Genomic DNA, 25,574 nt, shown 5'->3' with positions numbered 1-25,574 from the left:
TTAAGCATCCGCCATCGAGCGCGGATTGCGCGCGCTGTCCTTCTGCGCGACGTGAATCTTGCCGCCTGCGAGCGTGCGCAGCACCACGTAGAACACCGGCGTGAGCAACAGGCCGAACGCGGTCACACCGAGCATGCCGAAGAACACGGCGATCCCCATGGCGTGGCGCATTTCCGAACCCGCGCCCGTGGAGAGCACGAGCGGCACCACACCCATGATGAACGCGATGGACGTCATCAGGATCGGTCGCAGACGCAGGCGGCTCGCCTCGATCGCGGCGGAGAGCGGCGTATGGCCGTCATGCTCCAGTTCGCGCGCGAATTCCACGATCAGAATCGCGTTCTTCGAAGCCAGCCCCACGAGCACCATCAAGCCGATCTGCGTGAAGATGTTGTTGTCGCCCTGCGTGAGATACACACCCGTGAGCGCACAGAGCACGCTCATCGGCACGATCAGGATCACGGCCAGCGGCAGCGTGAGGCTTTCGTACAGCGCGGCCAGCACGAGGAACACGAGCAGCACGCTGATCGGGAACACCCAGATGCCCGCATTGCCCGCCAGCACCTGCTGATACGTGAGGTCGGTCCACTCGAACTTCACACCGCGCGGCAGGGTTTCCGCCGCGATGCGTTCGGCCGCGGCCTGCGCCTGACCCGACGAGAATCCGGGTGCCGGGCCGCCGTTGATGTCCGCCGCGGTGTAGCCGTTGTAGCGCACCACCATTTCCGGACCATACGTGGGCGTAACCGTGACCAGCGAGGAGAGCGGCACCATGTCGCCCGCGGCGTTACGCGTTTTCAGTTGCAGGATGTCGTCGGCTTTCTGGCGGAACGGCGCGTCCGCCTGCACGCGCACCTGGTACACGCGGCCGAAGCGGTTGAAGTCGTTCACGTAGAGCGAGCCGAGATAGATCTGCATGGTGTCGAACACGTCCGTGACCGGCACGCCAAGCTGCTTTGCCTTGGTGCGGTCGAGATCGACATTCAGTTGCGGAACGTTGATCTGATAGTTCGTGAACGTGGGGCCCAGCTCCGGCGTTTGCGACGCGCGCTTGACGAAGTCCTGCGTCGCGCGGTTGAGTGCCTCGTAACCCAGTGCACCGTGATCCTCCAGTTGCATCTTGAAGCCGCCGAGCGTACCCAGCCCCAGCACCGGCGGCGGCGGGAACACCGCCACGAACGAGTCTTTGATGGCCGCGTACTGCTGATTCAACGCGCCCGCAATGGCACCAGCCGAAAGCGCCTTGCCCTTGCGCTCCTTGAACGGCTTGAGCGTGACGAACACAATGCCGGCGCTCGAGCTGTTCGTGAAGCCGTTCACCGAAAGACCCGGGAACGCCACGGCGCTTTCCACGCCGGGCTGCTTCAGCGCGATCGCGCTCATGTCGCGAATGACGCCTTCGGTGCGATCGAGCGAGGCGCCGTTCGGCAACTGCGCGAACGCAATCAGGTACTCCTTGTCCTGCGCGGGCACGAAGCCGCCCGGCACGATGCGCGCCATCAGCACGGTGGCGGCGATCAGCACGACGTACACGCCGAGCATCACGCCCTTGCGGCGCAGCACGCCGTTCACGCCACGGCCATAGCTTTCCGAGCCGCGATGGAACACCTTGTTGAAGCGCTTGAAGAAGCCGCCGAGCACGCGATTCATGCCGCGCGTGAGCCAGTCTTCCTTCGCACCGTGACCGCGCAGCAGCAGCGCGGAAAGCGCGGGCGACAGCGTGAGCGAGTTGAACGCCGAGATCACCGTGGAAATGGCGATGGTCATGGCGAACTGCTTGTAGAACTGGCCCGTGAGACCGCTCATGAACGCGAGCGGCACGAACACGGCCACCAGCGTGAGCGCGATGGCGATGATCGGCCCGCTCACTTCCTGCATGGCTTTATACGTGGCGTCTCGCGCCGACAACCCGCTCTCGATGTTGCGCTCGACGTTTTCCACGACCACGATCGCGTCGTCGACCACGATACCGATCGCGAGCACCATCCCGAACAAGGACAGCGCGTTGATCGAAAAACCGAACGCGAGCAGCAGCGAGAACGTCCCGACGATCGACACCGGCACGGCGATCAGCGGAATGATCGACGCACGCCAGGTCTGCAGGAACACGATCACGACGATCACGACCAGCGCGATGGCTTCGAGCAGCGTGTGAATCACGGCTTCGATACTCGAACGCACGAACTGCGTCGGGTCGTAGACGATCTTGTAGTCCACGCCGGCGGGCATGTCGGCCTTCAGGTCCTTCATCGCCGCGCGCACCTGGTCGGAAATCGCGAGCGAGTTCGCGCCCGGCGCCTGGTTGATCGCGAGCGCCACGGCCGGCTTGTTGTCGAGCAGCGAACGCAGGCCGTACTCCGAGGCCGCGAGTTCGATCCGCGCGATGTCGCGCAGATACGTCACGCCGCCGTCGGGATTCGTCTTGACGATGATGTTGCCGAATTCGCCTTCCGTGCGCAGACGGCCGCGCGCGTTCACATTCAGCTGCAACGGCGTGCCCGGCACGCTCGGCGAGGCGCCGATCACGCCCGCCGCGACCTGCACGTTCTGCTCGCGAATCGCGTTGACCACGTCCTGCGCGGTGAGATTGCGCTGCGCGACCTTCTGCGGGTCGAGCCAGATACGCATGGCGTAGTCGCCCGAACCCCACAGCTGCACTTCGCCCACGCCGCGAATATTCGACAAGCGGTCCTTGACGTTGAGCAGCGCGTAGTTGCGCAGATACGTCATGTCGTACTGGTTGTTCGGCGAGATCAGGTGCACCACCATCGTGAGCGTGGGCGAGCTTTTGATCGTGGTGATGCCGAGCCGCTGCACGTCTTCCGGCAGGCGCGGCAGCGCCTGGTTCACGCGGTTCTGCACGAGCTGCGTGGCCTTGTCCGGGTCGGTGCCCAGACGGAACGTGACCGTGAGCGTGAGATTGCCGTCGCTATTGGCTTGCGACTGCATGTACAGCATGTTCTCGACGCCGTTGATCTGCTCTTCCAGCGGCGCCGCCACCGTTTCGGCGATCACCTTCGGGTTTGCGCCCGGGTACTGCGCGTGCACCACCACCGAAGGCGGCACCACTTCCGGATATTCGGAGATCGGCAACTGGAACAGCGCGATCACGCCGGCCAGCAGGACCAGCACGGACAACACGCCCGCGAAGATCGGCCGGTCGATGAAGAATTTCGAAATGTTCATGGGTTGCTCACAGACTTTGACACTTAGGGTTCCTTAGCGATGACGGGACGCATCGCGCTCTGCAATGCGTCGTGCGATCGTCAGGACGTCTTCGTGCCGGCGTTGTCCTTCGCGACCGAAGCCGCGTCGGCATCGGGATCGCCGTTCATCGGCACCATATGCGAGCGCACCGCTTCGCCCGGTCGCACGCGCTGCGTGCCGTTCACGACCACGTTTTCGCCCGCCTTCAGGCCGCCCACGATCACGCGCAGGTTGCCCTGCTGGCCGCCCGTCTGCACGATGCGATAACCGACCTTGCCCGCGCCGTCCACGACATAGACGTACTTCTTGTCCTGGTCCGTGCCGATGGCGGCTTCGTCCACGAGCAGCGCCGGATGCGGAGCGCTGCCGCTCACCTTGATGCGTGCATAGAGGCCCGGCACCAGCGCGCCGTCGGTGTTGTCGAAGCGCGCACGCACGCGGATCGTGCCCGACGAGGTGTCGAGACGGTTGTCCACCGACTCGATCGTGCCCGTGCGCGAGTAACCGCTTTCGTTCGCGAGACCGAGTTCCACCGGCACCTTCGAGCCCACCTTCATGCGGCTGATATAGTCGAGATAGGTTTGCTCGTCGGCGTCGAATTCGGCGTAGATCGGCGATACGGAAACCAGCGTCGTGAGCGGCGCCGAACTCGCGCCCGCGCTCACCACGTTGCCCACCGTGATCTCCGCACGCGAAACGCGGCCCGCGACCGGCGCGACGACACGCGTGTAGCCGAGGTTGATCTGCGCGGTTTCCAGCGCGGCTTGCGCGGCCTTCAGGTTCGCGCTCGCTTCGCGCGCGCCGTTCTGCTTCTCGTCGTAATCGCGTTTGGCGATGGCGTTATCGCCGATCAAACGTTGCGCGCGTTCCCAGTCGCTTTGCGCGTAACCCGAGCGCGCCTGCGCAGCGGCCACTTGCGCGGCGGCCTGATCGACGGCGGCCTGATACGGGCGCGGGTCGATCACGAACAGCGTGTCGCCCTTCTTCACGAGCGCACCGTCGCGGAAATTGACGGAGACGATCGTGCCCGACACCTGAGGACGAATCTCCACCTTCTCGACCGCGGCCATGCGGCCGGAGTAGCTTTGCCAGTCGGTGATCGTGCGATTCGCCACGGTGGCGACGTCGACTTCCGGCGCGGGCGGCGCCTCGGCGGCCACGGCCGGATGCGAGTCGAGGCGGATCGCGCCAAACGTGCCGAGCCCCGCGACAACGAGCACGCCTAGCACCGCGAGCGCGATACGTGAGCGGTTTTGCGAAAAAAGTGACATGTCGAACTCCAGAAAATAATGGTTGATTGTTCTTGACTGGTTCGGTCGCGCTACGGCGTCAGCACGATGTGCCGGCGTCGAAGCAACATTGGAAAAAGCGCACGGCTTCGTTCAGGGAACTCGTGTGCGTGGCAAGGTCCGCGTGCGAGACGCTCGGATACCGCATCACCTGCGTGCGCACGCCCGCATCGATGAGTCGGCTCGCGTACTTCTCCGCTTCGATATGCAGCACGTCGTTCTGCGCGGTCACGATGAGCGTGGGCGGCAGGCCCGCGAGACGCCGCGATTCGAGCGGTGCCGCGTACGGATGCATGCGCTGCGCGGCTTCGGGCAGATACGCGCGATAACAGGCCGCGCATTCGCTCGCGGTGATGTCGGAGCCGAGCCGCGCGGCGTCGCCGAGGCGCGTGAGGCTCGGGTCGAGCATCGGCGCGAACAGGGCCTGCGCCGCGAGCTTCACGTCGCCGCGATCGCGACCCATGAACGCGAGCACGTTGGCGATCTGACCGCCCGCGTCGTGGCCCGCCGCGATCAGGCGCTTTGCATTGCCGCCGAAGGCGCGCGCCCGCGCAATGGCCCACAGCGCCGCGCGATGCGCGTCTTCGGGCGCGGCGGGAAACGGATACTGCGGCGCGAGCGAATAGCCCACGCTCACCACGAGCGCAGGTAAGCGTTCTGCGAGAAAGCGGCCCGCGGGCTCCGCTTCCTCGATCGAGCCGCGCACGAAACCGCCGCCGTGGAAATACAGCAACACGGGCAAGCCGCTCACGCCTTCCGGGCGATACACGCGCAACTGGATCTGTTTCGCGTGGCCTTCGATCAGCACGTCGGTGGTGATCAGGCCGCTGGCGCGCGGCACGCCGGTGGCGGCCGGGGGCGTACTGGCATTGCCAGCGGCGTGCGCCACTTCCTCGGCGGAAATCGCGGACAACGGGCGTTTAAAGACATCCATGTCAAATCGGCGCAATGCGCGAGAGTAGATTCGAATGGAGCGAATTGTGGGTTCGGCAGACTTGCAAATAAATGCCTATAATCCGGCAACACAATTCGGCGCGCCTGAACAATCTGTCTCTTCTCGCGTGAGTACGCTGTGTTTCAGCGTGCGCACCAGGCGCCGAATTCCTTTTGGAGAGTGGCAATGGACCGCCTTCAGGCCATGCAGGTGTTCACCCGCGTCGTGGATACCAACAGCTTCACGCGCGCCGCCGAAACGCTCGACATGCCGCGCGCTTCGGTCACGACGATCATTCAGAACCTCGAAGCATTTCTCGGCGTGCGCCTCATGCATCGCACGACGCGCCGCCTTTCGCTCACGCCGGACGGCGCCGCGTATTACGAGCGCTGCATACGCATCCTCGCCGACGTCGAGGAAACCGAACAGACGTTCCAGGACCGCAACCGCAAGCCGCACGGCAAGCTGCGCATCGACATGCCCGGCTCCATCGGGCGGCTCATCGTGATTCCGTCGCTGTGCGAATTTCACACGCGCTACCCGGATATCGACCTGCAACTCGGCCTGACCGATCGTCCGGTCGACCTCTTGCAGGAAGGCGTGGATTGCGTGGTGCGCGTGGGCGCGCTGCAGGATTCGTCGCTCGTGGCGCGCAGAATCGGCCTGTTCGAAGGGGTTTCGTGCGCGTCGCCCACGTATCTGGAGCATCACGGCACGCCGCAAACGCTCGAGGATCTCGAGAATCACCGCGCGGTGAATTATTTTTCGAGCCGCACGGGCCGCGTGATCGACTGGGCTTTTCTGCTCGACAACAAGGAGGTCGAGGTCAAGCTCAAGAGCGTGGTGTCGGTGAACGATGCGGATGCTTATGTCACCTGCGGGCTCGAAGGTTTCGGCCTGATTCAGGCGCCGCGCTACATGGTGTTGCCGCATTTGCGCTCGGGCCAGCTCGTGGAAGTGCTGCCCGATTTCAAGCCGCTGCCCATGCCGATTTCGGCCGTGTATCCGCACAGCCGTCATCTGTCACCCAAAGTGCGCGTGTTCGTGGACTGGATCGCCGAAGTGTTCGACCGCTGCCCGCTGCTGAGCGGCCGCGCGTCGCTCGACAAGGCCTGCACGCTGCGCACGCTCGAGGAACGCGAACAGGCACCGGCACTCGAAACGCCGGTGATTTCGGAATGGGCCGCATAGGCCGGGCCGCATAGGCCGGGCCGCATAGGCCGGGCCGCGTAGGCTGGGCCGCGCAGGCCGGGCCGCATAAAACGAGCGGCGCGAGCAACGCGTCAATCGTCTGAAAGCCGCATCCAGCAAGACTTTGCCCGGATGCGGCTTTGTCGTTTTTGGGAATTGTTCTGGAATTTCGACAATTCCTTTCGCGATTGCGCGGTTTATCGCGAACTCACTCGCGACTACATTTCCTCCTGTCGCAGCGCCACACACGTGGCGACCCATAACAGGAGCAAATCATGAAACGCACTCTCGCAACCGCCATTGGCGCCACGCTGGTCCTCTCGCTCGCCGCCAGCGCATCGGCATTCGCGCAATCCACCGACAACGGCGCACCGAAAACGCGCGCTGAAGTGAAGGCCGAACTCGTCGCCGCATACCGCGACGGCACGCTGCCTTCGCTCAACAAGACGAGCTACCCCGAGCAAAGCCTGATTGGCCGCACGCAGGCGCAACGCATCGCGCGGCAAGAGCGGCATGCGCAGGCCACGAGCGTGGCGCGCGCCGGCGACTGAGTCTCCCAGGCTATCGGTTCGATTGAATTTATCGATTATTCAGGAGTCCATCATGAAATCTTCGGAACTCGATCACTGGGACACGACCACGCCGGTGTGGACGCCGTTCCGGCATTGAAGCACGACCCGCAGAAGCAAAAAGCCCGACGGTGCGGAACGCCGTCGGGCTTTTTGCGGATGCCGCCTGCGTGACACAGCCGCATTGGCGCGCGTTATCGACTTTATCGATTCACGAAGTCCGGCTCGAAGAACACCCAGCGCACCACGGGAAAGTGGGCCTGCAAATCGGCTTCGATCACGTTGATCGCTTCGACCATCGTGCGGCTATGGTCGTAATCGATCATCTCGCACTGCACCGCCACCATCACTTCCTTGCCCCATTGCAGCGTGATCAGGCTGATGATGCTGCGAATCTCGGGACGCGCGCGCAGGAAAGCGTCGATCTCGCGGCGCATCTCCGGGCTCGCAGATTCGCCCACGATCATCGACTTCACTTCGCGCGCAACCAGCAGCGCGATCAGCATCAGCAAGATGCCGATGGCGATCGAACCGCACGCGTCCCACACGGGATTGCCCGTGATCACGGTGAGCAGCACGGCAACGAACGCAATGGCCAAACCGGCGAGCGCCGCGATGTCTTCGCCCGCCACAACGAGCAGGTCGGAGTCGCGCGTTTCGCGAAACCAGCGCCACAGCGATTTGTTCGGCGTCCCCGCACGAATCTCGCGCATCGCGCCGTACAAAGAGAGCGCTTCGAGCACGACCGAAATGCCGAGCACGCCCAACGCGATATAAACGTATTGCAGCGGCTCGCGCGCGATCAGCCGGTGAATGCCCTCGTACACCGAGAACGCGCCGCCCACGAAAAACAGCAGCAGCGCCACCAGCAGCGAGTAGAAGTTGATCGCGCGTCCCGTGCCCATTGGGTGCAGCGGCGTGGGCGGTTCGCGGGACTGACGCAAGCCGAGCAGCAGCAACAGCTGATTGCCGCAGTCGGCCGTGGAGTGAATGGCCTCGGCGAACATCGACCCCGAGCCCGTGAACGCGGCCGCCGCGAACTTGATGATCGCGATGCCCAGGTTCGCGGCGAGCGCGTAGAAAATGGCTTTCGGCGACTCCGCGCTCATAGCACGTCGACGCGCGCGGCGCCTTCGGCCAGCTCGCCAATCACACGTGCCTCAGCGAAGCCTTCGGTGCGGAAGATCGCCAGCACGTCGTTCACGCTTTCGGGCGCGCACGCCACGAGCAGACCGCCCGAGGTTTGCGGGTCGGTGAGCAAGGTGCGCGCGCTTTCTGGCAGCGTGGGCGCGAGCTGGACGGCCTCGCCATACGAGGTCCAGTTGCGGCCCGAGGCGCCTGTGTACACGCCTTCGTCCACGAACTTCTGCACGCCCGGCAGCCACGGCAGATCGGCGTAACGCACCCGTGCGGTGAGATTCGCGCCGCGCGCGATTTCGAGCGTGTGGCCGAGCAGGCCGAAACCGGTGACGTCGGTCATCGCGTGCACGCCGGGCAGTTCGCCGAGCGCCGCGCCCGGCGTGTTGAGCAAGGTTGCGGCCGCAACCATCGCCTGGTAACCCGCGTCGCCGAGTAGCTCTTTCTTGAGCGCCGCCGAGAGCACGCCCACACCAAGCGGCTTGCCGAGCACGAGCACGTCGCCCGCACGCGCGGAGGCATTGCGCTTCACGCGCTCGGGATGCACGATGCCGATGGCCGCGAGCCCGTAGATCGGTTCGACCGAATCGATCGAATGGCCGCCCGCGACCGGAATGCCCGCCGCCGCGCACACGTCCTCGCCGCCGCGCAACACCTGCGCGATCACGTCGTGCGGCAATACGTTGATGGGCATGCCCACGAGCGCGAGCGCGAGAATCGGCTTGCCGCCCATGGCGTAGACGTCGGAGAGCGCGTTGGTCGCGGCGATACGGCCAAAGTCGTACGGGTCGTCGACGATCGGCATGAAGAAGTCGGTGGTCGCGACGATCGCCTGCTCGTCGTTGAGCTTGTAGACCGCGGCGTCGTCGGCGGTTTCGGTACCGACCAGCAGGTTCGGGAACGCGGCGGTCAGCGGCGTGGCGCGCGCGAGCAGCGTGGAGAGCACGCCCGGCGCGATCTTGCAGCCGCAACCGCCCCCGTGCGAAAGGCTCGTGAGACGCGGAACGGCCGCGCCAATGGCGGGAATGTCGTTCATGTTCGGAAACGTCCTGAAAGTGCCGGATTGATGCGTATTATGGGGCAATCGTGCCCCAAACGACAGGCGCGCGCTCAGGCGCGGCGGGTCGTATCGGCATCCACGCCGAGCGCCGCCGCGAGCCACTGCGGGTCGTCGTGCGGCAGGTCGTGCCCCGCCCATGGATGCTCGACGTGCGACGCGTTCCAGGCGCGCGCGAGCCGTGCCGAACAGACCGGATTCACGAGCCGGTCCGATTTCGACGAGACGATCAGCACGTCGCATGCCGGCACGCCGCGCGCGGCGTAACGCGCGGCCGCCGCCAACTGGCGCAACGCGTTCGCGCGGCTCACGGGCGCGCTCGCGCGTATCTCGCGCCACGCGTCGAGGTCGGCGGCGAGCGTGTCGCGGCGCGCGCAGGTAAGGCCGTGGATCAGCGTTTCGGCAAGGTCGTCGCCGTCTCGCGCCGGCCAATGCCGCGCGACGCGCAACAACGCGCGCCATGCCGAAGGCCGCAAGCGCTCCGGCGCACGGCTATACGGGCGCAGGCTCGTATTCACCAGCACGAGTCGCGCGATGTCGTGCGGATAGCGCAACGCCCACGCCGTGGCCACCATGCCGCCCAACGACATCGCGAGCACGCGATACGGCGCGCGCACGTTTTGACGCAGCGCTTCGGCACGGATCGCATCGACGTAATCCTCCACGTTTAGCGGCGAAGGCGAGTGCGCCTGCGTGCCGTTGCCCGGCAAATCGATCGGCACCACACCATCGCGCGCCGCCAGCAACGCGGCGAATGCGCCCCAGTGACGCGATTCGCGCGTCAAGCCGCGCAACAGGATCCATGGCGATGATGTGTGGTCGCGCGTCTCGTTCATCACGCGCCTGCGCTGCGATACCAATGCCCGATCGCGCTTTGCAGCACCTGGTCACGCGTCACGCCTTCGGGTAGCCAGCGCGGCGCGGAGTACGCGGCGCGCGTGAGGAATTCGAACAGGTTCGCGTGACGGCGCAGCACGCGCGCGGTGCGATGCTGCATCACCGGATTGAACATGCCCTGGCGTGAAAACAGTTGACGCGGGTTCTTCTTGATCCACAACCACGAACCGAGTTCGAGCGTGAGCGGCAAAAAGATATGACCCGGCGGCGCGCGATCGTACGCGCAATCCCACAGATCGCCGTGCAACAAATATTGATGACTCTGCGGCTCGAACGTATAGCCGTGATGCGGATGCGCGCGCTCGAACATTGTCTTGAGCACGTACATTTCCGGCAGGTGACGCATCAGGCGCCGCGTGCGCGCATACGGAAACCAGATGCTGTCGCTCCAGCCGTAACCCGAGTGACAGTCGAGCGCGAACGAAAGCGGGCGCGGCGCGAGTTCTTCGGCGACGATATCGAGCAGCGCATTCGCTTCCACTTCCATGGCCGCGCCGCGTTGTCCGCGATACCACGGCAACCACGATCCCACGCGCTGGCCGCCCGCGAGAAATGGCACGCGTTCGTCGGCGTCTTGCGGCGCGTTGCGCATGAGGTCCACGCCGTTCGGATTCGCGCGCGTGGCCAGCCACATGCCGCCGGGATTGAGAATGGGCGCGAGCACGATACGCACGCTTTCGAGCTGACGCATCAGCATTTCGTCCCACGCGAGCCGGCCCACGAGCGCGCGCATGTAATCGAGCACGAGTTGCGAGCCGATACGTTCGAGCCCGTGTATGCCGCCGAAGAAACCGATTGCCGGCGCGGCCGGATCGCGCGAACCGATCGCCGCCACGTAGAGCGAGAACGCGCGCCCGCGCACTTCGACTTCGCCCGCGCTGCGGATGTCGAACCAGCGCGCGCCGGCGTCGAGGATCGACTTGAGGTCCTCGTATTCGGCAAAGCTGTCGGGCAGGAAGCTCAGTGCCTGGCGCATGCGTCTCATTGTGATGGACTCGGCGTACTCGGGGCGCGGCTGTCGACAATAAGTCAGCAATAAGTCAGTGAAACCAGGGACAGCACGCGCAATGTTCATCAATATATCCGCTTCCCATGACGTTGCGCATGACACGTATTTTTCGTCACGCGCCTGTCATATCGCGAAGCGTTGCGTGCACCGTTATCGTCAACTTTATTGCCGACCAAAACATATAGTCGTCTAGACGTCGCTACCTTCACTCAAACGTCACAGTCGCTTTCTAGAATGACTTCGACTTCAACCGCGACGGATTGTTATGAACGCTGTCATGGACGCCATTCGCATCGAACGTTTGTCGAAGAGTTTCGACGGCGGACGCAAGGCACTCGACGAAATCAACCTGCGTGTCGGCACCGGCGAGATGGTCGCGCTGATCGGCGCGTCGGGCTCGGGCAAGTCGACGCTGCTGCGTCATATCGCGGGCTTCACGCCTTCCGACCCGCAGCCTTCGCGCATCGAGATTCTCGGCCGCCCGATCCAGCAGGACGGCCGTATCGTGCGCGAAGTGCGGCGCATTCGCCGCGACATCGGCTTCGTGTTTCAGCAGTTCAATCTCGTGCATCGGCTCACGGTGGAAACCAATGTGCTGATTGGCGCACTCTCGCGCATGCCGTTGTGGCGCCGCTTGATTGGCCGCTTTCCGCAGGCGGAGCGCGAACTCGCGGTGGCCGCGCTCGGCGAAGTGGGCATCGCCCATAAAGCCGCGATGCGCGCCGCGAATCTCTCGGGCGGCCAGCAGCAGCGCGCCGCGCTGGCGCGTGCGCTCGTGCAGCGCGCGCGCCTGATTCTCGCCGACGAACCGATCGCGTCGCTCGACCCCGAGTCGTCGCGCCGCGTGATGGACATGCTGCGCATGCTCAATCGCGAGCACGGCATGACGGTCGTGGTGTCGCTGCATCAAGTGGATATCGCCATGCAGTATTGCCCGCGCACGGTCGCGCTGCGCGACGGGCGCGTGGTGTACGACGGCGCCTCCGCCGCGCTCACGCCCACGCTCCTGCAACAGCTTTACGGCAGCACCGCGCGCGAACTGCTCGAACCCAACGCGAAGGCTGCCTCGTCGCAACGGTTCGGCGCCCAGCCGCGCGCAGCCTGAGTTATTCCGTAGTTCTAACGTTCATCTCACCACGGACCGCCTCACATGAAACTGCTTCGTTCCATGCTTTCCTGGTGCGCCGCCGGCGCCGTCGCGTTCGCAGCGCTCGGCACCTCGGCCGCGCACGCGGAAGACATCAACTTCGGCATCATTTCGACGGATACGTCGGCGGTGCTCAAACAACGCTGGCAACCGTTCATCGACGATATGAACCGCCAGACCGGCCTGAGCGTGAAGGCATTCTTCGCCACCGACTATGCCGGCATTATCGAAGCGATGCGCTTCAACAAGGTGCAGATCGGCTATTTCGGCAATGCCTCGGCCATGGAAGCCGTGGACCGCTCGAACGGCGAAGTGTTCGCGAAGGTGCTCTACGCGAACGGCGACGCGGGCTACAAGTCGGTGCTCATCACCAACGTCAACAGCCCGGTGAAAACGCTCGACGACGTGTTCAAGCATCCCAAGGATCTCACGCTCGGCTGGGGCGATCCGAACTCGACCTCTGGCACGCTGATTCCGGGCTACTACCTGTTCGCGCAACACGGTATGTCGGTGAACGCTTCCACGTTCAAGACCGTGCTGCCGTCGAGCCACGAAGCGAATCTGCTCGCCGTGGTCAACAACAAGGTCGATATCGCGACCAACAACACCATCGAGCTTGCCACGCTCAAGCAGAAGCATCCGGACAAGTTCGCGCAGGTGCGCGTGCTCTGGACCTCGCCGTTGATTCCGTCCGATCCGCTCGTGTGGCGCAAGGATCTGCCTGCTGCGACGAAGCAGAAGCTGCTCGACTTCTTCACGCACTACGCGAAGACCGACCCGAAGGAAAAAGCGGTGATGGCGAACATCACGGGTTACGCGGGCTTCGCCGCGTCCAGCGACGCACAGTTGCTGCCGATCCGTCAGGTCGCACTGTTCCAGCAAAAAGAAAAGATCGCCGCGGACACGCATCTCTCCGACGACGACCGCAAGAGCCAGATCGCGGCCATCGACGCGAAGATCGGTGCGCTCGGCGCGCCCGCGAAACCGTAATGGGCGCAATGGACTTCGACAGCACACGCGTTGTGGCGCACGGCGAAGGCTCGGGGCAGCCTGTGCCGGACGCGCACGTGACGCCCGCTGCGGTCACTCCTGCGGCTGCGGTCACGGCATCTGCCGCGACGAGTGCGCCGGTGGCCGCGAGCGCACCGTCAGCCGCACCGAAGCCGCTGGAAGCCGGGCCGAAGCGCAGCTGGTCTTCGCTGCTGCTCTGGGCGATCGTGTTCGCGATGCTCGGCTTTGCCTGGCACGGCGCGGACATGCGGCCGCTCGATCTGTTCTCCGACTCCGCGAACATGGGCACGTTCGCGCGCGGCTTCTTCCCGCCCGACTTCAGCGAGTGGCGCACCTACGTGCATGAAATGTGGGTGACGCTCGCGGTGGCGATGTGGGGCACGGCGCTGGCCATCGTCTGCGCGGTGCCGTTCGGCTTGATGTCGGCGCACAATCTCGCGCCCGCGTGGGTGCTGCATCCCGTGCGCCGCTTGATGGACGCGTGCCGCGCCATCAACGAAATGGTGTTCGCGATGCTGTTCATCGTGGCCGTGGGACTCGGGCCGTTCGCGGGTGTGCTGGCGCTCTGGGTGCACACCACGGGCGTGCTCGCGAAGCTCTTTGCCGAAGCCGTGGAAGCCATCGACCCGCGGCCCGTGGAAGGCGTGCGCGCCACCGGCGCCTCGCCGCTCGACGAGATCGTCTATGGCGTGCTGCCGCAAGTCTTGCCGCTGTGGATCTCGTTCGCGCTCTATCGTTTCGAGTCGAACGTGCGCTCGGCGATGGTGGTGGGCATGGTGGGCGCGGGCGGGATCGGCGTGGTGCTGTACGAAGAGATCCGCTCGTTCGACTATCAGCAAACCTGCGCGGTGCTCATCATGGTGATCGTCGTGGTCACGGCTATCGACCTCGTCTCCGCGAGACTGCGTGCACGCGTGATCTAACGCGCCATACTCACTCCGTCACTCCGCGCGAGCCGGTTAGAAAAAAGTTAGAAAAACTCACTCCGGCTCGCGCGAAATCCTTCGCTTCCCGAAGCATTCGCTGGAATAATCGAACGCTTTCCATCTCTACCCTCAGCAATCCCGATGGCAAGCTTCGTCGTTTCGCTGGTCCTGCTCTCGGCGCTCATGCACGCGAGCTGGAACGCCTTTCTGCATCTCTCCGGCGACCGTCTCTGGCTGCTCGGCATGTTCTCCATTCCGTACCTTGCCGTGAGCGCGGTCGGCGTGTGCGTGCTGCCGCTGCCCGCGCCCGAAAGCTGGCCGTATATCGCGGCTTCAGCGGTACTGGAACTGGCTTATTGCTTCACGCTGATACGCGCGTACCGCAGCGGCGACTTCGGGCAAATCTACCCGATCGCGCGCGGGCTTTCGCCGCTCCTCGTGTTCGCAGGCGCATTCGCGTTCGCGCACGAAGCGATGCGCCCGCTCGCGGCTTCGGGCGTCGCGCTGGTCTCGCTCGGCATCATGTCGCTGGCGTTCCGGCGCGGCATGCGCTTTTCCGGCGAAAGCGTGCCGTATGCGCTCCTCACGGGCTTGTTCATCGCCGTGTACTCGGTCATCGACGGACTCGGTGCGCGCCTCGCGGGCAACGCGCTGAGTTACATCATGTGGGTGTATCTGCTCTGGAACGTGCCGCAATTCATCATCGTGTGCAAGCTGCGCGGCGGCGTGGCGCAGATGTTCGCCTCGAAGTCGAACGCCGCGCGCGGCATGATCGCGGGCCTGCTCGCGCTGAGCGCGTATTGCCTCGTGATCGAAGCGTTCCGTTATTTGCCGATCGCGACGGTGTCCGCATTGCGCGAGCTTTCGTCGATTTTCGCGGTGCTGATCGGCTGGCTCTTCATGCACGAAAAACTCACGGCGCGCCGCATGATCGCGTGCGCGCTCGTGACGTGCGGCGCGGTGTTGATCCGGCTTTGAACTTACCTGGTTGCACTAAGCAAATTCCGGCAACGTTGCGTCGATGGCGTCGGCGAGCGTGTTGAACGCGGGCGCGATCTCCTCGTCGGGCACGCACGCATAGCCGATCAGCAAACCCGGTTCGGCCCGCTCGCGCGAGGCGTAATAGCCGGAGAGCGGCCGCACGACGATATTGCGCGCGAGCGCTGCTTCAGCCACGGCGCGGTCGTCGGCGCCCTCGGGCAACTGCATGACCACGTGCAGGCCCGCGTCGCCGCCCATCGCGGGCAACGCGTCGCCGTACCGGCGCGTTGCCGCGTCGAGCAACGCCAGACGCCGCTGGCCGTACAACGCGCGCATCTTGCGGATATGCGAGGTGAAATGCCCTTCGGCGATGAACTCCGCGAGCACCGCTTGCTGGAGCAATTGCCCTTCGCGATACAGCTCGGCGCTCGCCGTCGCGAAACTTTCCGCGAGCGCTTCTGGCGCCACGAGATACCCCACGCGCAAACCCGGAAACAGCGTCTTGCCGAAGCTGCCCACGTAGATCACCTGCCCCGCCGTGTCGAGCCCTTGCAGCGAAGCGAGCGGGCGGCTGCCGTAGCGAAACTCGCTGTCGTAATCGTCCTCGATGATCCAGCACCGGTGCTGACGCGCGTATTCGAGCAGCATGCGGCGGCGCGCGAGGCTCATCACCATGCCGAGCGGGTATTGATGCGACGGCGTGACGAGCATGAGCTTCGGCGGCGGCGCGGCGAAGTCGGCGGCGGACGGCGCGAGGCCTTCGCTATCGACGGCAATGGGCCGCGTGCTGAGCCCCGATACGTGCAGCACGCTGCGCACGCCCCAGTAACACGGGTCTTCGGTCCACATCGTATCGCCGGGATCGGAGAGCAGGCGCACGGCCAGGTCGATGGACTGGTGGATGCCGGTCGTGATGATGATCTGCTCGGGCGAACAGCGCACCGAACGCGAGGTGCGCAAGTAATCGGCGAGCACGTGGCGCAGCAGCGAGAGACCGCCGCCGGGCGCATAGGTCAGCAGATCGGGGCGCAGGCTGCGCCAGTACTTGTTGTGCAGACGGGTCCAGACGCGCGCGGGGAAGCGCGAGACGTCGGGCACGCCGGGCATGAACGCGCCGCCCTGGCGTTTGGAGACGCCCGCGCTGGACACGAGACGCGTGCCGCGCGCGGAGAGTGCGCGCGGGGTCGGGCGCGGAGTTTCGGCGATGCCGGCGGTCTCGGCGATCTCGGCGCTCGAGCCAATTGAGGCGATTTCGGCGTTCGTAGCGAAACCAGCGCGGCTGCCAATGCCAGCGCCTGCAACACGAACGCCCTTCGCGACGCCATCGGCCGCGCCAGCGCCCAACCCGAGCGGCGCGCGCACCGAATTGGCAGTTAGTTGCGAAGTCGCGCCCGGCATCGACACATTGCTTTTCGCTTTCGGCGCCAGGGCCACGCCCGTTTCCAACGCGCCCACGATCTCGTCCGGCGAAGTATCGGCGACATAGGTGCCGCGCCCGGTCGCCGAGGTCACATAGCCCTCGAGCACGAGTTGCTCGTACACCTGCGTGACCGTATTGCGCGCGATACCCAATTCCGCCGCCAGCAACCGCGACGACGGCACGCGCGTGCCCGCCGGCAATTCGCGCGACAGGATCGCCTGCTGCAACAGCCGGTGCAGCTGCCGATACACGGGCTGACCGCTGCCGCGGTCGAGCCGCTGGGCCAGCCAGTCGGAAAGCACGCTCGCACGCATCGAAATTGGCTCCTAAAGATTGCACCGAATGGCTCTGAAATTTAGAGCCAAACGTGAGTATAGTCGCCACATGGACCGAACGCCGGTCCGACCGACAATCTGCATATGACCCTCAAGGAGATGAACGTGTCGAATAACGCCGATCTGCAAAGCCGCAAGAACGCCATTACGCCGCGCGGCGTGGGCGTGATGTGCGACTTCTACGCCGAGCGCGCCGAAAACGCCGAGCTGTGGGACGTCGAGGGCCGCCGCTTTATCGACTTCGCCGCCGGTATCGCCGTCTGCAACACGGGCCACCGTCATCCGAAGATCGTTGCCGCCATCAAGGCGCAGCTCGACCACTTCACGCACACTGCCTACCAGATCGTGCCGTACGAGTCGTACGTCTCGCTCGCCGAAAAGATCGTCGCGCGCGCGCCGGGCAGCTTCGCCAAGAAGGCCGCTTTCTTCACGACGGGCGCCGAAGCCGTCGAAAACGCCGTGAAGATCGCGCGCGCCTCCACGGGCCGCCCCGGCGTGATCGCCTTCGCGGGCGGCTTCCACGGCCGCACGATGATGGGCATGGCGCTCACGGGCAAGGTCGCGCCGTACAAGCTCGCGTTCGGTCCGTTCCCGGCCGACGTCTACCACGCGCCGTATCCGAACGCGGTGCACGGCATCAGCACGGCCGACTCGCTCAAGCACATCGAGATGCTGTTCAAGGCCGACATCGATCCGAAGCGCGTTGCCGCGATCATCTTCGAACCGGTTCAGGGCGAAGGCGGCTTCTACCAGGCGCCGGCCGACTTCGTGCGCGGTCTGCGCAAGATCTGCGACACGCACGGCATCCTGCTGATCGCCGACGAAGTGCAAACGGGCTTCGCGCGCACCGGCAAGCTGTTCGCGATGGAACATTACGACGTCACGCCGGACCTCATGACGATCGCCAAGAGTCTGGCGGGCGGCATGCCGCTCTCGGGCGTGGTCGGCCGCGCGGAAGTCATGGACGCGGCCGCGCCCGGCGGTCTCGGCGGCACGTATGCGGGCAACCCGCTCGCCGTGGCGTCGGCGCACGCGGTGCTCGACATCATCGACGAAGAAAAGCTCTGCGAACGCGCGAACCGGCTCGGCGACAAGCTCAAGGCCAAGCTCGCCTCGCTCAAGGCCGACGTGCCGCAGATCGCCGACATTCGCGGCCCCGGCGCGATGAACGCCGTGGAGTTCTGCCAGCCCGGCACGAGCGACGCCGACGCCGACTTCACGAAGCGCGTGCAAGCCGCCGCGCTGAGCCGCGGCCTGCTGCTGCTCGTGTGCGGCGTGTACTCGAACGTCGTGCGCTTCCTGTTCCCGCTCACGATTCAGGACGCCGTGTTCGACGAAGCGCTCGCGATCCTCGAAGAGTCGATCAAGGAAGCCGTGGGCGTGCCCGCGTAAGCCGCGCGCGACATCCGCGAAACGGCACACCGGCACCCGGCCGCTGTGCCGTTTTGCATTCCAAATCCTTTCGCATCCCATTTGAATTCAGTCGGAGCACAAGCATGAATCTGAAAGACGCATCGCTGCTGAAGCACCACGCTTATCTCGATGGCGAATGGCAAGGCGCCGAAGACGGCACCACGCTCGACGTGATCAACCCGGCTACCGGCGCGCTGATCGGCACCGTGCCGCGCATGGGCGCCGCCGAAACCCGCCGCGCGATTTCCGCCGCCAACGCCGCGTGGCCCGCGTGGCGCGCGAAGACGGCCAAGGAACGCAGCGTCATCCTGCGCAAATGGCACGACCTGATGATGGAGAACGCCGACGACCTCGCGCTCATTCTCACGACCGAGCAGGGCAAACCGCTCGCCGAAGCGAAGGGCGAGATCGCCTACGCGGCGTCGTTTCTCGAATGGTTCGCCGAAGAGGGCAAGCGCGTGTACGGCGACACAATCCCCACGCCCGCGAGCGACAAGCGCATTGTCGTGGTCAAGGAGCCGGTGGGCGTGTGCGCCGCCATCACGCCGTGGAATTTCCCCGCGGCGATGATCACCCGCAAGGTCGGACCCGCGCTCGCGGCGGGCTGCACGATCGTCGTCAAACCCGCGGAAGCCACGCCGTTTTCCGCGCTCGCCATGGCCGTGCTGGCGGAACGCGCGGGCGTGCCGCGCGGCGTGTTCAGCGTGGTGACGGGCGACCCGAAGGCGATTGGCGGCGAACTCACGTCGAATCCCATCGTGCGCAAGCTCTCGTTCACGGGCTCGACGCCGGTGGGCCGTTTGCTCATGAGCCAGTGCGCGGCGACCGTGAAGAAGGTCTCGCTCGAACTGGGCGGCAACGCGCCGTTCATCGTGTTCGACGACGCCGATCTGGACGCCGCCGTGCAAGGCGCCATCGCCTCGAAGTATCGCAACAGCGGCCAGACCTGCGTGTGCACGAACCGCTTCTACGTGCACGACGCCGTGTACGACGCGTTCGCCGCGAAGCTGAAAGAGGCCGTCGAAAAGCTGAAGGTGGGTCTGGGCACCGAAGCGGGCGTGACGCAAGGTCCGCTCATCAACGAAGCGGCCGTGCTCAAGGTGGAATCGCACATCGAAGACGCGCTCGCGAAGGGTGCGCAAGTCATTACGGGCGGCAAGCGTCATGCGCTCGGCCATGGCTTTTTCGAACCGACGATCGTCACGAACGTCACGCCCGCGATGAAGGTCGCGCGCGACGAAACCTTCGGCCCGCTCGCGCCGCTGTTCCGCTTCTCCTCCGACGACGAAGTGATCCGGATGGCCAACGACACCGAGTTCGGCCTGGCCGCTTACTTCTACAGCCGCGACATCGGCCGCGTGTGGAAGGTGGCGGAAGCGCTCGAATACGGCATGGTGGGCATCAACACCGGCCTGATCTCGAACGAAGTGGCGCCGTTCGGCGGCGTGAAGCAATCGGGCCTGGGCCGCGAAGGCTCGCACTACGGTATCGACGACTACGTGGTCATCAAATATCTCTGCATGGGGCTGTAAAGCGCAGCTAACGCATTGCCGCTTTTCCATGCAAAACGCGCCGCGAGTTTTCGCGGCGCGTTTTTTTATGGCGGCTTTTATGACGTACGGCGTACGAAGCGCGATTGCCAGAGGTTACTGCGAAGCCCCGACCGGCGTGACCTGGGTGGCGTACGCGGAAACGAATACGGCGTGAATGGTATCGCCGACCTTGAGGGTCTTGAGGTCGACGTCGGGCGTGGCTTCGACCGTGACCGTCTGATACGCGCCGCGCAGCGTGACTTCGCGCTTCTTCGCGTTGATGTGCTGCACGGTGGCCTGCACCTCGACCTGACGCGCGGCGTCGTAACCCGACGACGCCGGCAGATACACGCTGGTATCCACGCGCTTGCGAATCCCCTTGTCCTTGCCCGTGACTTTCTCGGCCGTGACGAGCAGCGCGTTCTTGTAGAGCACGTCGACAGTATCGCCCACGTTGAGTTGATCGAAATTCGCCACCTGCTGGCTCAGCGCGATGTCGAGATCGTTGCCGCGCGGACCGCGCAGCGTGACGATGCGCGAGGCACGGTCGATACCCACGATCTTCGCCTGCACATGAACAGGCTGCACATTGGCGATCACGGCTTGCGCCGCGCTGGATAGCTCGGATTGACCTTGCGGCTGCGCGGCCGGTTGATTGGAAGATTGATCGTTTTGCGCGAAGGCGGGCAGCGCGACGCATGCGCTCAAAGTCCATACGGCTGCCAGAAACGAAGCTTTTTTCATTTGCAATTCTCCTTTGGCAAAAGCGCGCTCAGGTGCGCAGATGGACTGAGGATTCTACTCGCCCGCTTTGTTGGACGATGTTGAGGTGTGCCAAGGAAAATTGAAATGATCGAGGGAATTATTTCTGTCAGCGAAAAGAAGAATTCATCACCATTCGCAGACGGCCGGCCCGCGACGAAATCCGGCCACAAAAAAGCAAAAGCCGCGAACCTCAACGAGATTCGCGGCTCGATCACTCGTTCGAACGAACGGCGCTTACACCCGCTCGATCGCGATCGCGATCCCCTGCCCCACGCCAATGCACATCGTGCACAGCGCGAAACGGCCCTTCGTGCGATGCAACTGATACATGGCCGTCGTCACGAGGCGCGCGCCGCTCATGCCCAGCGGATGACCCAGCGCGATCGCGCCGCCGTTCGGGTTCACGCGCGCGTCGTCGTCGGCCACGCCCAGCATGCGCAGCACCGCGAGACCTTGCGACGCGAACGCTTCGTTCAGCTCGATCACGTCGAACTGGTCGATCGTCATGTTCAGGCGCGCCAGCAGCTTCTGCGTGGCCGGGCCCGGGCCGATACCCATCACGCGCGGCGCAACGCCCGCCGTTGCCATGCCGACAATGCGCGCGCGCGGCGTGAGGCCGAAGCGCTTCGCATTTTCTTCGTTCGCGAGCAGCAGCGCGCATGCGCCGTCGTTCACGCCCGAAGCATTGCCGGCCGTCACCGAGCCGTCCGGGCGCACGACGCCCTTGAGCTTCGCGAGCGCTTCCAGGCTCGTTTCACGCGGATGTTCGTCGCGCGAAACCACGAGCGGATCGCCCTTCTTCTGCGCGATCGTGACCGCGACGATTTCCTCGGCGAGCGTGCCGTCGGCTTGCGCGCGCGCCGCCTTCTGCTGGCTGCGCAGCGCGAACGCGTCCTGATCGGCGCGGCTCACGTGATAGTCGTCGGCCACGTTCTCGGCCGTTTCCGGCATCGAATCGACGCCATATTGTTTCTTCATCAGCGGATTGACGAAGCGCCAGCCGATGGTCGTGTCGTAGATCGCCGCGTCGCGCGCGAAGGCGCTCGCCGACTTGCCCATGACGAACGGCGCGCGGCTCATGCTTTCCACGCCGCCCGCGATCATCAGACCGGTTTCGCCCGACTTGAGCGCGCGCGCGGCAATGCCCACGGCGTCCATGCCCGAGCCGCACAGGCGGTTGACCGTCGAGCCCGGCACGCCTTCCGGCAGGCCCGCGAGCAGCGACGACATGCGCGCCACATTGCGGTTATCTTCGCCGGCCTGGTTTGCGCAGCCGTAGATGACGTCGTCGATGGCGGTCCAGTCCACTTCCTTGTTGCGCTCCATGAGCGCCTTCAGCGGCACGGCGCCGAGGTCGTCCGCGCGAACCTGGGCGAGCGAGCCCGCGTAGCGGCCGATCGGGGTGCGAATCGCGTCGCAGATGAATGCTTCCGTCATGTAAGTCTCCTTTTCGATCGCGGCGGACGCGCGAGCGCCGTGCGATCCCATGCCAATGGGTTGAGATGACGGACTGCGCGGGCGAAAAGAGCTTCGTTCGCGCTCGTCCTCGAAGTGTGTTGTTCGCCTAAAGAACTAATGATCGTTTATCGAACACTTTGGCGCCCATGATAGGCGTCGCGCGGGGCGAGGTCAAGTTAGGCGCTCCCGGGCTAACCGCGTCATGCGGGCGAATTGCCGACCCCGAAGCGTGCCCTAAAAACCACGAGAAACCAATGAAAAAAGGCCGCACGGACGTAAGTCCGTACGGCCTTTGGGGCGAGCGGGCGGCCAGACCGGCCGAAACTTCCCGCGAATGCCCTAAATGCGCCTCAAACGCTCAGCGCGACATCATGTTCATGCCGACGTTATGCATGACCCAAATAGTGCCGAAGATCAGGAACGCCGCCGCCAGCACCGTATAAGCCAGCGAGAGCTTATTCCAGCCCTGCCCCGGCGAATTCAGATGCAGGAAGAACACCAGATGCACAACGACCTGCACGAACGCGAGCACTGCCAGCGCGATCATGCCCGTGGATTCGCCGAGCGAACCGTGCAGCACGACGCCGAACGCACCCGCCGTGAGCAGCACGGAAAGAACGAAGCCCGCCACATAGCTGCCGAGACTGCCGTGGGCCTCCGAATGAGAATGCGCCATTTAGATCACGCTCCCGAGATAGACAAAAGTAAACACGCAGATCCACACGACGTCCAGGAAGTGCCAGAAGAGGCTCAGGCACGTGAGGCGGCGAATTTCCTGCTCGCCGAGTTGCGGCTTGCGCACCACCTGGATCATCAGCACGAGCATCCACAGCAGGCCGAAGAACACGTGGATTCCGTGCGTGCTGACGAGCGTGAAGAACGACGAGAGGAACGCGCTGCGCTGCGGGCCCGCGCCTTCGGCGATCAGGTGCGAGAACTCGCGCAGTTCGAACACGAGGAACAGCGCGCCGAGCACGAACGTAACGGCCAGCCAGCCGAGCACGACACCGTTCTTGCGGCGCTGCGCGCCGAGCATCGCGAACCCGTACGTGATGCTCGACAACAGCAGGATGGCCGTTTCGAGCGCCACGCCCGGAATGTCGAACAGATCCTTGCCCGAAGGCCCGCCCGCGAACTGATGGCCCAGCACACCGAAGGTGGCGAACAGCGCCGCGAACAGCACGCAGTCCGTCATCAGGTAGATCCAGAAGCCGAACACCGAATGGGCCGGCGGATGATCGTGATCGTGTGCGGCAAGGGGCGCCGCATGAGTGTTCTGTAACATCAATTCACCTCCAGGGCGACCATGTCGCGCTCATCCACGGTCACGGCGGCGCCAAAGCGCTGCTCTTCGATCTCGCGAACCTTCGCGGCCGGGATGAAGTAACCGTCGTTGTTGCCGAAGCTGCGGATCACGATCGTCAGCACCGCGCCGACGAAACCGATCACGCCGAGCCACGTGATGTGCCAGATGCCCGCAAAGCCGAGCACCAGGCTGAACATGCCGACGATGAAGCCCGCCGCCGTGTTCGAGGGCATATGGATGTCCGTGTATTTCGCCGCGAGGCCGGGCACGCGGCCCGTTTCCTTCATGTGCGCGAAGGCGTCGATATCGTCCACGTGCGGGATGACGGCGAAGTTATAGATGGCGGGCGGCGACGAGGTGGCCCATTCGAGCGTGCGGCCGTCCCACGGATCGCCCGTCACGTCCTGGCATTCCGCCTTGTTGCGGTTCACGAACGCCATCACCCACAGCACGACCTGGAACACGATGCCGAGCGCGATGATCGCGGCGCCAATGGCGGCAACGACGAAGTACGGCTGCCATTCGGCCACGTCGTAGTGGTTCAGGCGGCGGGTTGCGCCCATGAAGCCCAGCACGTAAATAGGCACGAACGCCACGTAGAAGCCGATGAACCAGCACCAGAACGACGCCTTGCCGAGCTTTTCGCTGGGCTTGAGACCGAACACCTTCGGGAACCAGTAGTGCAGGCCCGCGAGGTAGCCGAACACCACGCCGCCAATAATGGCGTTGTGGAAGTGGGCGATCAGGAACAGCGAGTTATGCAGCACGAAGTCGGCGCCCGGAATGGCCATCATCACGCCCGTCATGCCGCCGATCGAGAACGTGACCATGAAGCCGATGGTCCAGAGCACCGGTGCGGTGAACTGCACGCGGCCGCGGTACATCGTGAACAGCCAGTTGAAGATCTTCACGCCCGTGGGAATGGCGATGATCATGGTCGCGATGCCGAAGAACGCGTTGACGTCGGCGCCCGAACCCATCGTGAAGAAGTGGTGCGCCCACACGAGGAACGCCAGCACCATGATCGCGCACGACGCATAGACCATCGTCTTGTAGCCGAACAACGGCTTCTTGCAGAACGTGGCCATCACTTCCGAATAGATGCCGAATGCGGGCAGCACGAGGATATACACCTCGGGATGGCCCCACGCCCAGATCAGGTTCAGATACAGCATGGCGTTGCCGCCCAGCTCGTTCGTGAAGAAGTGCATGCCGAGGTAACGGTCGAGGCCGAGCAGCGCCACGGCGACCGTGAGGATCGGGAACGTGGCCATGATCAGCACGTTCGAGCACAGCGCGGTCCACGTGAACACCGGCATCTTCATGAGCGACATGCCCGGCGCGCGCATCTTGAGGATCGTGACGAAGAAGTTCACGCCCGTGATCAAGGTGCCCACACCCGAGAGCTGGATCGCCCAGATGTAGTAGTCGACGCCCACGCCCGGACTGAACTGCAATTCGGAGAGCGGCGGATACGCGAGCCAGCCGGCCTGCGCGAACTCGCCGATCACGAGCGACACGTTCATGAGGATCATGCTGATGGCCGTCATCCAGAACGAGAGCGAGTTCAGGAACGGGAAGGCCACGTCGCGCGCGCCGATCTGCAGGGGCACGACGAGGTTGAACAGGCCCACCATGATCGCCATCGCCATGAAGAAGATCATGATGACGCCGTGCGCCGTGAAGATCTGGTCATAGTGATGCGGCGGCAGATAGCCGGGCGAATCGAACGCGATGGCCTGCTGGATGCGCATCATGACGGCATCCGCGAAACCGCGCACGAGCATGAGCACGGCCACGATCATGTACATCACGCCGATGCGCTTGTGGTCCACGCTCGTGATCCATTCGGACCACAGGTACTTCCATTTGCCCATCACGGTCACGAGACCGAGCACGGCAAGGACGATCAGCCCCATGAACGCCGCGGCGCCCATGATGATCGGCTGATCGAACGGGATCGCCTCTAAAGTAAGTTTGCCTAACATGC

Annotated in this window: 21 protein-coding genes; 8 read left to right on the top strand and 13 right to left on the bottom strand. The window is 64.5% G+C overall.

What is annotated here, in order from left to right:
* The 3 genes from FAZ98_RS19700 to FAZ98_RS19690 form a co-directional block, all read right to left on the bottom strand.
* The gene (locus FAZ98_RS19700) at nucleotides 1-3,186 is read right to left on the bottom strand and encodes an efflux RND transporter permease subunit (RefSeq protein WP_158953048.1); all 3,186 of its coding nucleotides are present in this window, start codon (nucleotides 3,184-3,186) and stop codon (nucleotides 1-3) included.
* Nucleotides 3,187-3,266: 80 nt separating this feature from the next.
* Nucleotides 3,267-4,478 (bottom strand): efflux RND transporter periplasmic adaptor subunit, encoded by a 1,212-nt coding sequence (locus FAZ98_RS19695; RefSeq protein ID WP_158953046.1) that lies wholly within the window; start codon nucleotides 4,476-4,478, stop codon nucleotides 3,267-3,269.
* Between the two features lie 58 nt (nucleotides 4,479-4,536).
* Complete coding sequence (locus FAZ98_RS19690; protein ID WP_158953044.1) at nucleotides 4,537-5,430, bottom strand: alpha/beta hydrolase; 894 nt, start codon at nucleotides 5,428-5,430, stop codon at nucleotides 4,537-4,539.
* A 186-nt stretch (nucleotides 5,431-5,616) separates the two neighbouring features.
* Here FAZ98_RS19690 and FAZ98_RS19685 point away from each other — a divergent pair, with 186 nt between their 5' ends.
* Both FAZ98_RS19685 and FAZ98_RS19680 read left to right on the top strand, forming a co-directional pair.
* Complete coding sequence (locus FAZ98_RS19685; protein ID WP_158953042.1) at nucleotides 5,617-6,621, top strand: LysR family transcriptional regulator; 1,005 nt, start codon at nucleotides 5,617-5,619, stop codon at nucleotides 6,619-6,621.
* A 275-nt stretch (nucleotides 6,622-6,896) separates the two neighbouring features.
* A complete protein-coding gene (locus tag FAZ98_RS19680; protein ID WP_158953040.1) occupies nucleotides 6,897-7,172 on the top strand; it encodes a DUF4148 domain-containing protein in 276 nt (91 codons plus the stop codon).
* A gap of 221 nt (nucleotides 7,173-7,393) precedes the next feature.
* Here the strand turns inward: FAZ98_RS19680 and FAZ98_RS19675 are convergent, their stop codons facing one another.
* The 4 genes from FAZ98_RS19675 to FAZ98_RS19660 form a co-directional block, all read right to left on the bottom strand.
* Nucleotides 7,394-8,299 carry a cation diffusion facilitator family transporter gene (locus FAZ98_RS19675; RefSeq protein ID WP_158953038.1) on the bottom strand — a complete coding sequence of 302 codons (906 nt, stop codon included), beginning with the start codon at nucleotides 8,297-8,299 and terminating at the stop codon, nucleotides 7,394-7,396.
* Entirely contained in the window at nucleotides 8,296-9,363 is a 1,068-nt protein-coding gene (gene selD, locus FAZ98_RS19670) for a selenide, water dikinase SelD (protein WP_158953036.1), read from the bottom strand. Before selD ends, FAZ98_RS19675 begins: the two co-directional genes overlap by 4 nt.
* 74 nt (nucleotides 9,364-9,437) lie before the next feature.
* Nucleotides 9,438-10,220 (bottom strand): alpha/beta fold hydrolase, encoded by a 783-nt coding sequence (locus FAZ98_RS19665; RefSeq protein ID WP_158953034.1) that lies wholly within the window; start codon nucleotides 10,218-10,220, stop codon nucleotides 9,438-9,440.
* Nucleotides 10,220-11,257 (bottom strand): M14 family zinc carboxypeptidase, encoded by a 1,038-nt coding sequence (locus FAZ98_RS19660; protein ID WP_158953032.1) that lies wholly within the window; start codon nucleotides 11,255-11,257, stop codon nucleotides 10,220-10,222. The genes FAZ98_RS19665 and FAZ98_RS19660 overlap by 1 nt, the downstream gene beginning before the upstream one ends.
* A gap of 298 nt (nucleotides 11,258-11,555) precedes the next feature.
* On the opposite strand from FAZ98_RS19660, the gene phnC reads away from it, so the two are divergent.
* The 4 genes from phnC to FAZ98_RS19640 all read left to right on the top strand — a co-directional run bounded on the left by phnC (nucleotide 11,556) and on the right by FAZ98_RS19640 (nucleotide 15,352).
* Nucleotides 11,556-12,395, top strand: a complete 840-nt coding sequence (gene phnC / locus FAZ98_RS19655; protein WP_199272352.1) for a phosphonate ABC transporter ATP-binding protein — start codon at nucleotides 11,556-11,558, stop codon at nucleotides 12,393-12,395.
* 45 nt (nucleotides 12,396-12,440) lie between these two features.
* Complete coding sequence (gene phnD, locus FAZ98_RS19650) at nucleotides 12,441-13,427, top strand: phosphonate ABC transporter substrate-binding protein (RefSeq protein WP_158953028.1); 987 nt, start codon at nucleotides 12,441-12,443, stop codon at nucleotides 13,425-13,427.
* Nucleotides 13,428-13,663: 236 nt separating this feature from the next.
* The gene (gene phnE, locus FAZ98_RS19645; protein WP_233272834.1) at nucleotides 13,664-14,371 is read left to right on the top strand and encodes a phosphonate ABC transporter, permease protein PhnE; all 708 of its coding nucleotides are present in this window, start codon (nucleotides 13,664-13,666) and stop codon (nucleotides 14,369-14,371) included.
* 144 nt (nucleotides 14,372-14,515) lie between these two features.
* Nucleotides 14,516-15,352 (top strand): EamA family transporter, encoded by an 837-nt coding sequence (locus FAZ98_RS19640; protein ID WP_158953026.1) that lies wholly within the window; start codon nucleotides 14,516-14,518, stop codon nucleotides 15,350-15,352.
* Between the two features lie 15 nt (nucleotides 15,353-15,367).
* On the opposite strand, the gene pdxR is transcribed toward FAZ98_RS19640, so the two are convergent.
* Nucleotides 15,368-17,089, bottom strand: a complete 1,722-nt coding sequence (gene pdxR / locus FAZ98_RS19635; RefSeq protein WP_158953024.1) for a MocR-like pyridoxine biosynthesis transcription factor PdxR — start codon at nucleotides 17,087-17,089, stop codon at nucleotides 15,368-15,370.
* A gap of 120 nt (nucleotides 17,090-17,209) precedes the next feature.
* Between pdxR and gabT the strand changes: the two genes are divergently transcribed.
* Nucleotides 17,210-18,502 (top strand): 4-aminobutyrate--2-oxoglutarate transaminase, encoded by a 1,293-nt coding sequence (gene gabT, locus FAZ98_RS19630; protein ID WP_407672118.1) that lies wholly within the window; start codon nucleotides 17,210-17,212, stop codon nucleotides 18,500-18,502.
* Nucleotides 18,503-18,606: 104 nt separating this feature from the next.
* Nucleotides 18,607-20,055: an NADP-dependent succinate-semialdehyde dehydrogenase gene (gene gabD / locus FAZ98_RS19625; RefSeq protein WP_158953020.1), complete on the top strand. Its 1,449-nt coding sequence runs from the start codon at nucleotides 18,607-18,609 to the stop codon at nucleotides 20,053-20,055.
* 114 nt (nucleotides 20,056-20,169) lie between these two features.
* Here gabD and FAZ98_RS19620 read toward each other — a convergent pair whose 3' ends face one another.
* The 5 genes from FAZ98_RS19620 to cyoB all read right to left on the bottom strand — a co-directional run bounded on the left by FAZ98_RS19620 (nucleotide 20,170) and on the right by cyoB (nucleotide 25,572).
* Nucleotides 20,170-20,799 carry a hypothetical protein gene (locus FAZ98_RS19620; RefSeq protein ID WP_158953018.1) on the bottom strand — a complete coding sequence of 210 codons (630 nt, stop codon included), beginning with the start codon at nucleotides 20,797-20,799 and terminating at the stop codon, nucleotides 20,170-20,172.
* Nucleotides 20,800-21,054: 255 nt separating this feature from the next.
* Nucleotides 21,055-22,257 (bottom strand): 3-oxoadipyl-CoA thiolase, encoded by a 1,203-nt coding sequence (gene pcaF, locus FAZ98_RS19615; protein WP_158953016.1) that lies wholly within the window; start codon nucleotides 22,255-22,257, stop codon nucleotides 21,055-21,057.
* Nucleotides 22,258-22,636: 379 nt separating this feature from the next.
* Entirely contained in the window at nucleotides 22,637-22,954 is a 318-nt protein-coding gene (cyoD, locus tag FAZ98_RS19610) for a cytochrome o ubiquinol oxidase subunit IV (protein ID WP_158953014.1), read from the bottom strand.
* Entirely contained in the window at nucleotides 22,955-23,563 is a 609-nt protein-coding gene (gene cyoC, locus FAZ98_RS19605; RefSeq protein ID WP_158953013.1) for a cytochrome o ubiquinol oxidase subunit III, read from the bottom strand. It abuts the gene before it with no gap.
* Entirely contained in the window at nucleotides 23,563-25,572 is a 2,010-nt protein-coding gene (gene cyoB, locus FAZ98_RS19600; RefSeq protein WP_158953012.1) for a cytochrome o ubiquinol oxidase subunit I, read from the bottom strand. The genes cyoC and cyoB overlap by 1 nt, the downstream gene beginning before the upstream one ends.
* Nucleotides 25,573-25,574 lie beyond the last annotated feature (2 nt).

Source organism: Paraburkholderia acidisoli (assembly GCF_009789675.1).
Classification (GTDB): domain Bacteria; phylum Pseudomonadota; class Gammaproteobacteria; order Burkholderiales; family Burkholderiaceae; genus Paraburkholderia; species Paraburkholderia acidisoli.
This window is presented reverse-complemented; position numbering and strand designations above follow the sequence as displayed.

What these genes read in the sequence shown, in the direction of transcription:
- FAZ98_RS19700 (WP_158953048.1), bottom strand. Translation starts at nt 3,186, where the DNA reads ATGAACATTTCGAAATTCTTCATCGACCGGCCGATCTTCGCGGGCGTG.
- FAZ98_RS19695 (WP_158953046.1), bottom strand. Translation starts at nt 4,478, where the DNA reads ATGTCACTTTTTTCGCAAAACCGCTCACGTATCGCGCTCGCGGTGCTA.
- FAZ98_RS19690 (WP_158953044.1), bottom strand. Translation starts at nt 5,430, where the DNA reads ATGGATGTCTTTAAACGCCCGTTGTCCGCGATTTCCGCCGAGGAAGTG.
- FAZ98_RS19685 (WP_158953042.1), top strand. Translation starts at nt 5,617, where the DNA reads ATGGACCGCCTTCAGGCCATGCAGGTGTTCACCCGCGTCGTGGATACC.
- FAZ98_RS19680 (WP_158953040.1), top strand. Translation starts at nt 6,897, where the DNA reads ATGAAACGCACTCTCGCAACCGCCATTGGCGCCACGCTGGTCCTCTCG.
- FAZ98_RS19675 (WP_158953038.1), bottom strand. Translation starts at nt 8,299, where the DNA reads ATGAGCGCGGAGTCGCCGAAAGCCATTTTCTACGCGCTCGCCGCGAAC.
- selD (WP_158953036.1), bottom strand. Translation starts at nt 9,363, where the DNA reads ATGAACGACATTCCCGCCATTGGCGCGGCCGTTCCGCGTCTCACGAGC.
- FAZ98_RS19665 (WP_158953034.1), bottom strand. Translation starts at nt 10,220, where the DNA reads ATGAACGAGACGCGCGACCACACATCATCGCCATGGATCCTGTTGCGC.
- FAZ98_RS19660 (WP_158953032.1), bottom strand. Translation starts at nt 11,257, where the DNA reads ATGCGCCAGGCACTGAGCTTCCTGCCCGACAGCTTTGCCGAATACGAG.
- phnC (WP_199272352.1), top strand. Translation starts at nt 11,556, where the DNA reads ATGAACGCTGTCATGGACGCCATTCGCATCGAACGTTTGTCGAAGAGT.
- phnD (WP_158953028.1), top strand. Translation starts at nt 12,441, where the DNA reads ATGAAACTGCTTCGTTCCATGCTTTCCTGGTGCGCCGCCGGCGCCGTC.
- phnE (WP_233272834.1), top strand. Translation starts at nt 13,664, where the DNA reads ATGCTCGGCTTTGCCTGGCACGGCGCGGACATGCGGCCGCTCGATCTG.
- FAZ98_RS19640 (WP_158953026.1), top strand. Translation starts at nt 14,516, where the DNA reads ATGGCAAGCTTCGTCGTTTCGCTGGTCCTGCTCTCGGCGCTCATGCAC.
- pdxR (WP_158953024.1), bottom strand. Translation starts at nt 17,089, where the DNA reads ATGCGTGCGAGCGTGCTTTCCGACTGGCTGGCCCAGCGGCTCGACCGC.
- gabT (WP_407672118.1), top strand. Translation starts at nt 17,210, where the DNA reads ATGAACGTGTCGAATAACGCCGATCTGCAAAGCCGCAAGAACGCCATT.
- gabD (WP_158953020.1), top strand. Translation starts at nt 18,607, where the DNA reads ATGAATCTGAAAGACGCATCGCTGCTGAAGCACCACGCTTATCTCGAT.
- FAZ98_RS19620 (WP_158953018.1), bottom strand. Translation starts at nt 20,799, where the DNA reads ATGAAAAAAGCTTCGTTTCTGGCAGCCGTATGGACTTTGAGCGCATGC.
- pcaF (WP_158953016.1), bottom strand. Translation starts at nt 22,257, where the DNA reads ATGACGGAAGCATTCATCTGCGACGCGATTCGCACCCCGATCGGCCGC.
- cyoD (WP_158953014.1), bottom strand. Translation starts at nt 22,954, where the DNA reads ATGGCGCATTCTCATTCGGAGGCCCACGGCAGTCTCGGCAGCTATGTG.
- cyoC (WP_158953013.1), bottom strand. Translation starts at nt 23,563, where the DNA reads ATGTTACAGAACACTCATGCGGCGCCCCTTGCCGCACACGATCACGAT.
- cyoB (WP_158953012.1), bottom strand. Translation starts at nt 25,572, where the DNA reads ATGTTAGGCAAACTTACTTTAGAGGCGATCCCGTTCGATCAGCCGATC.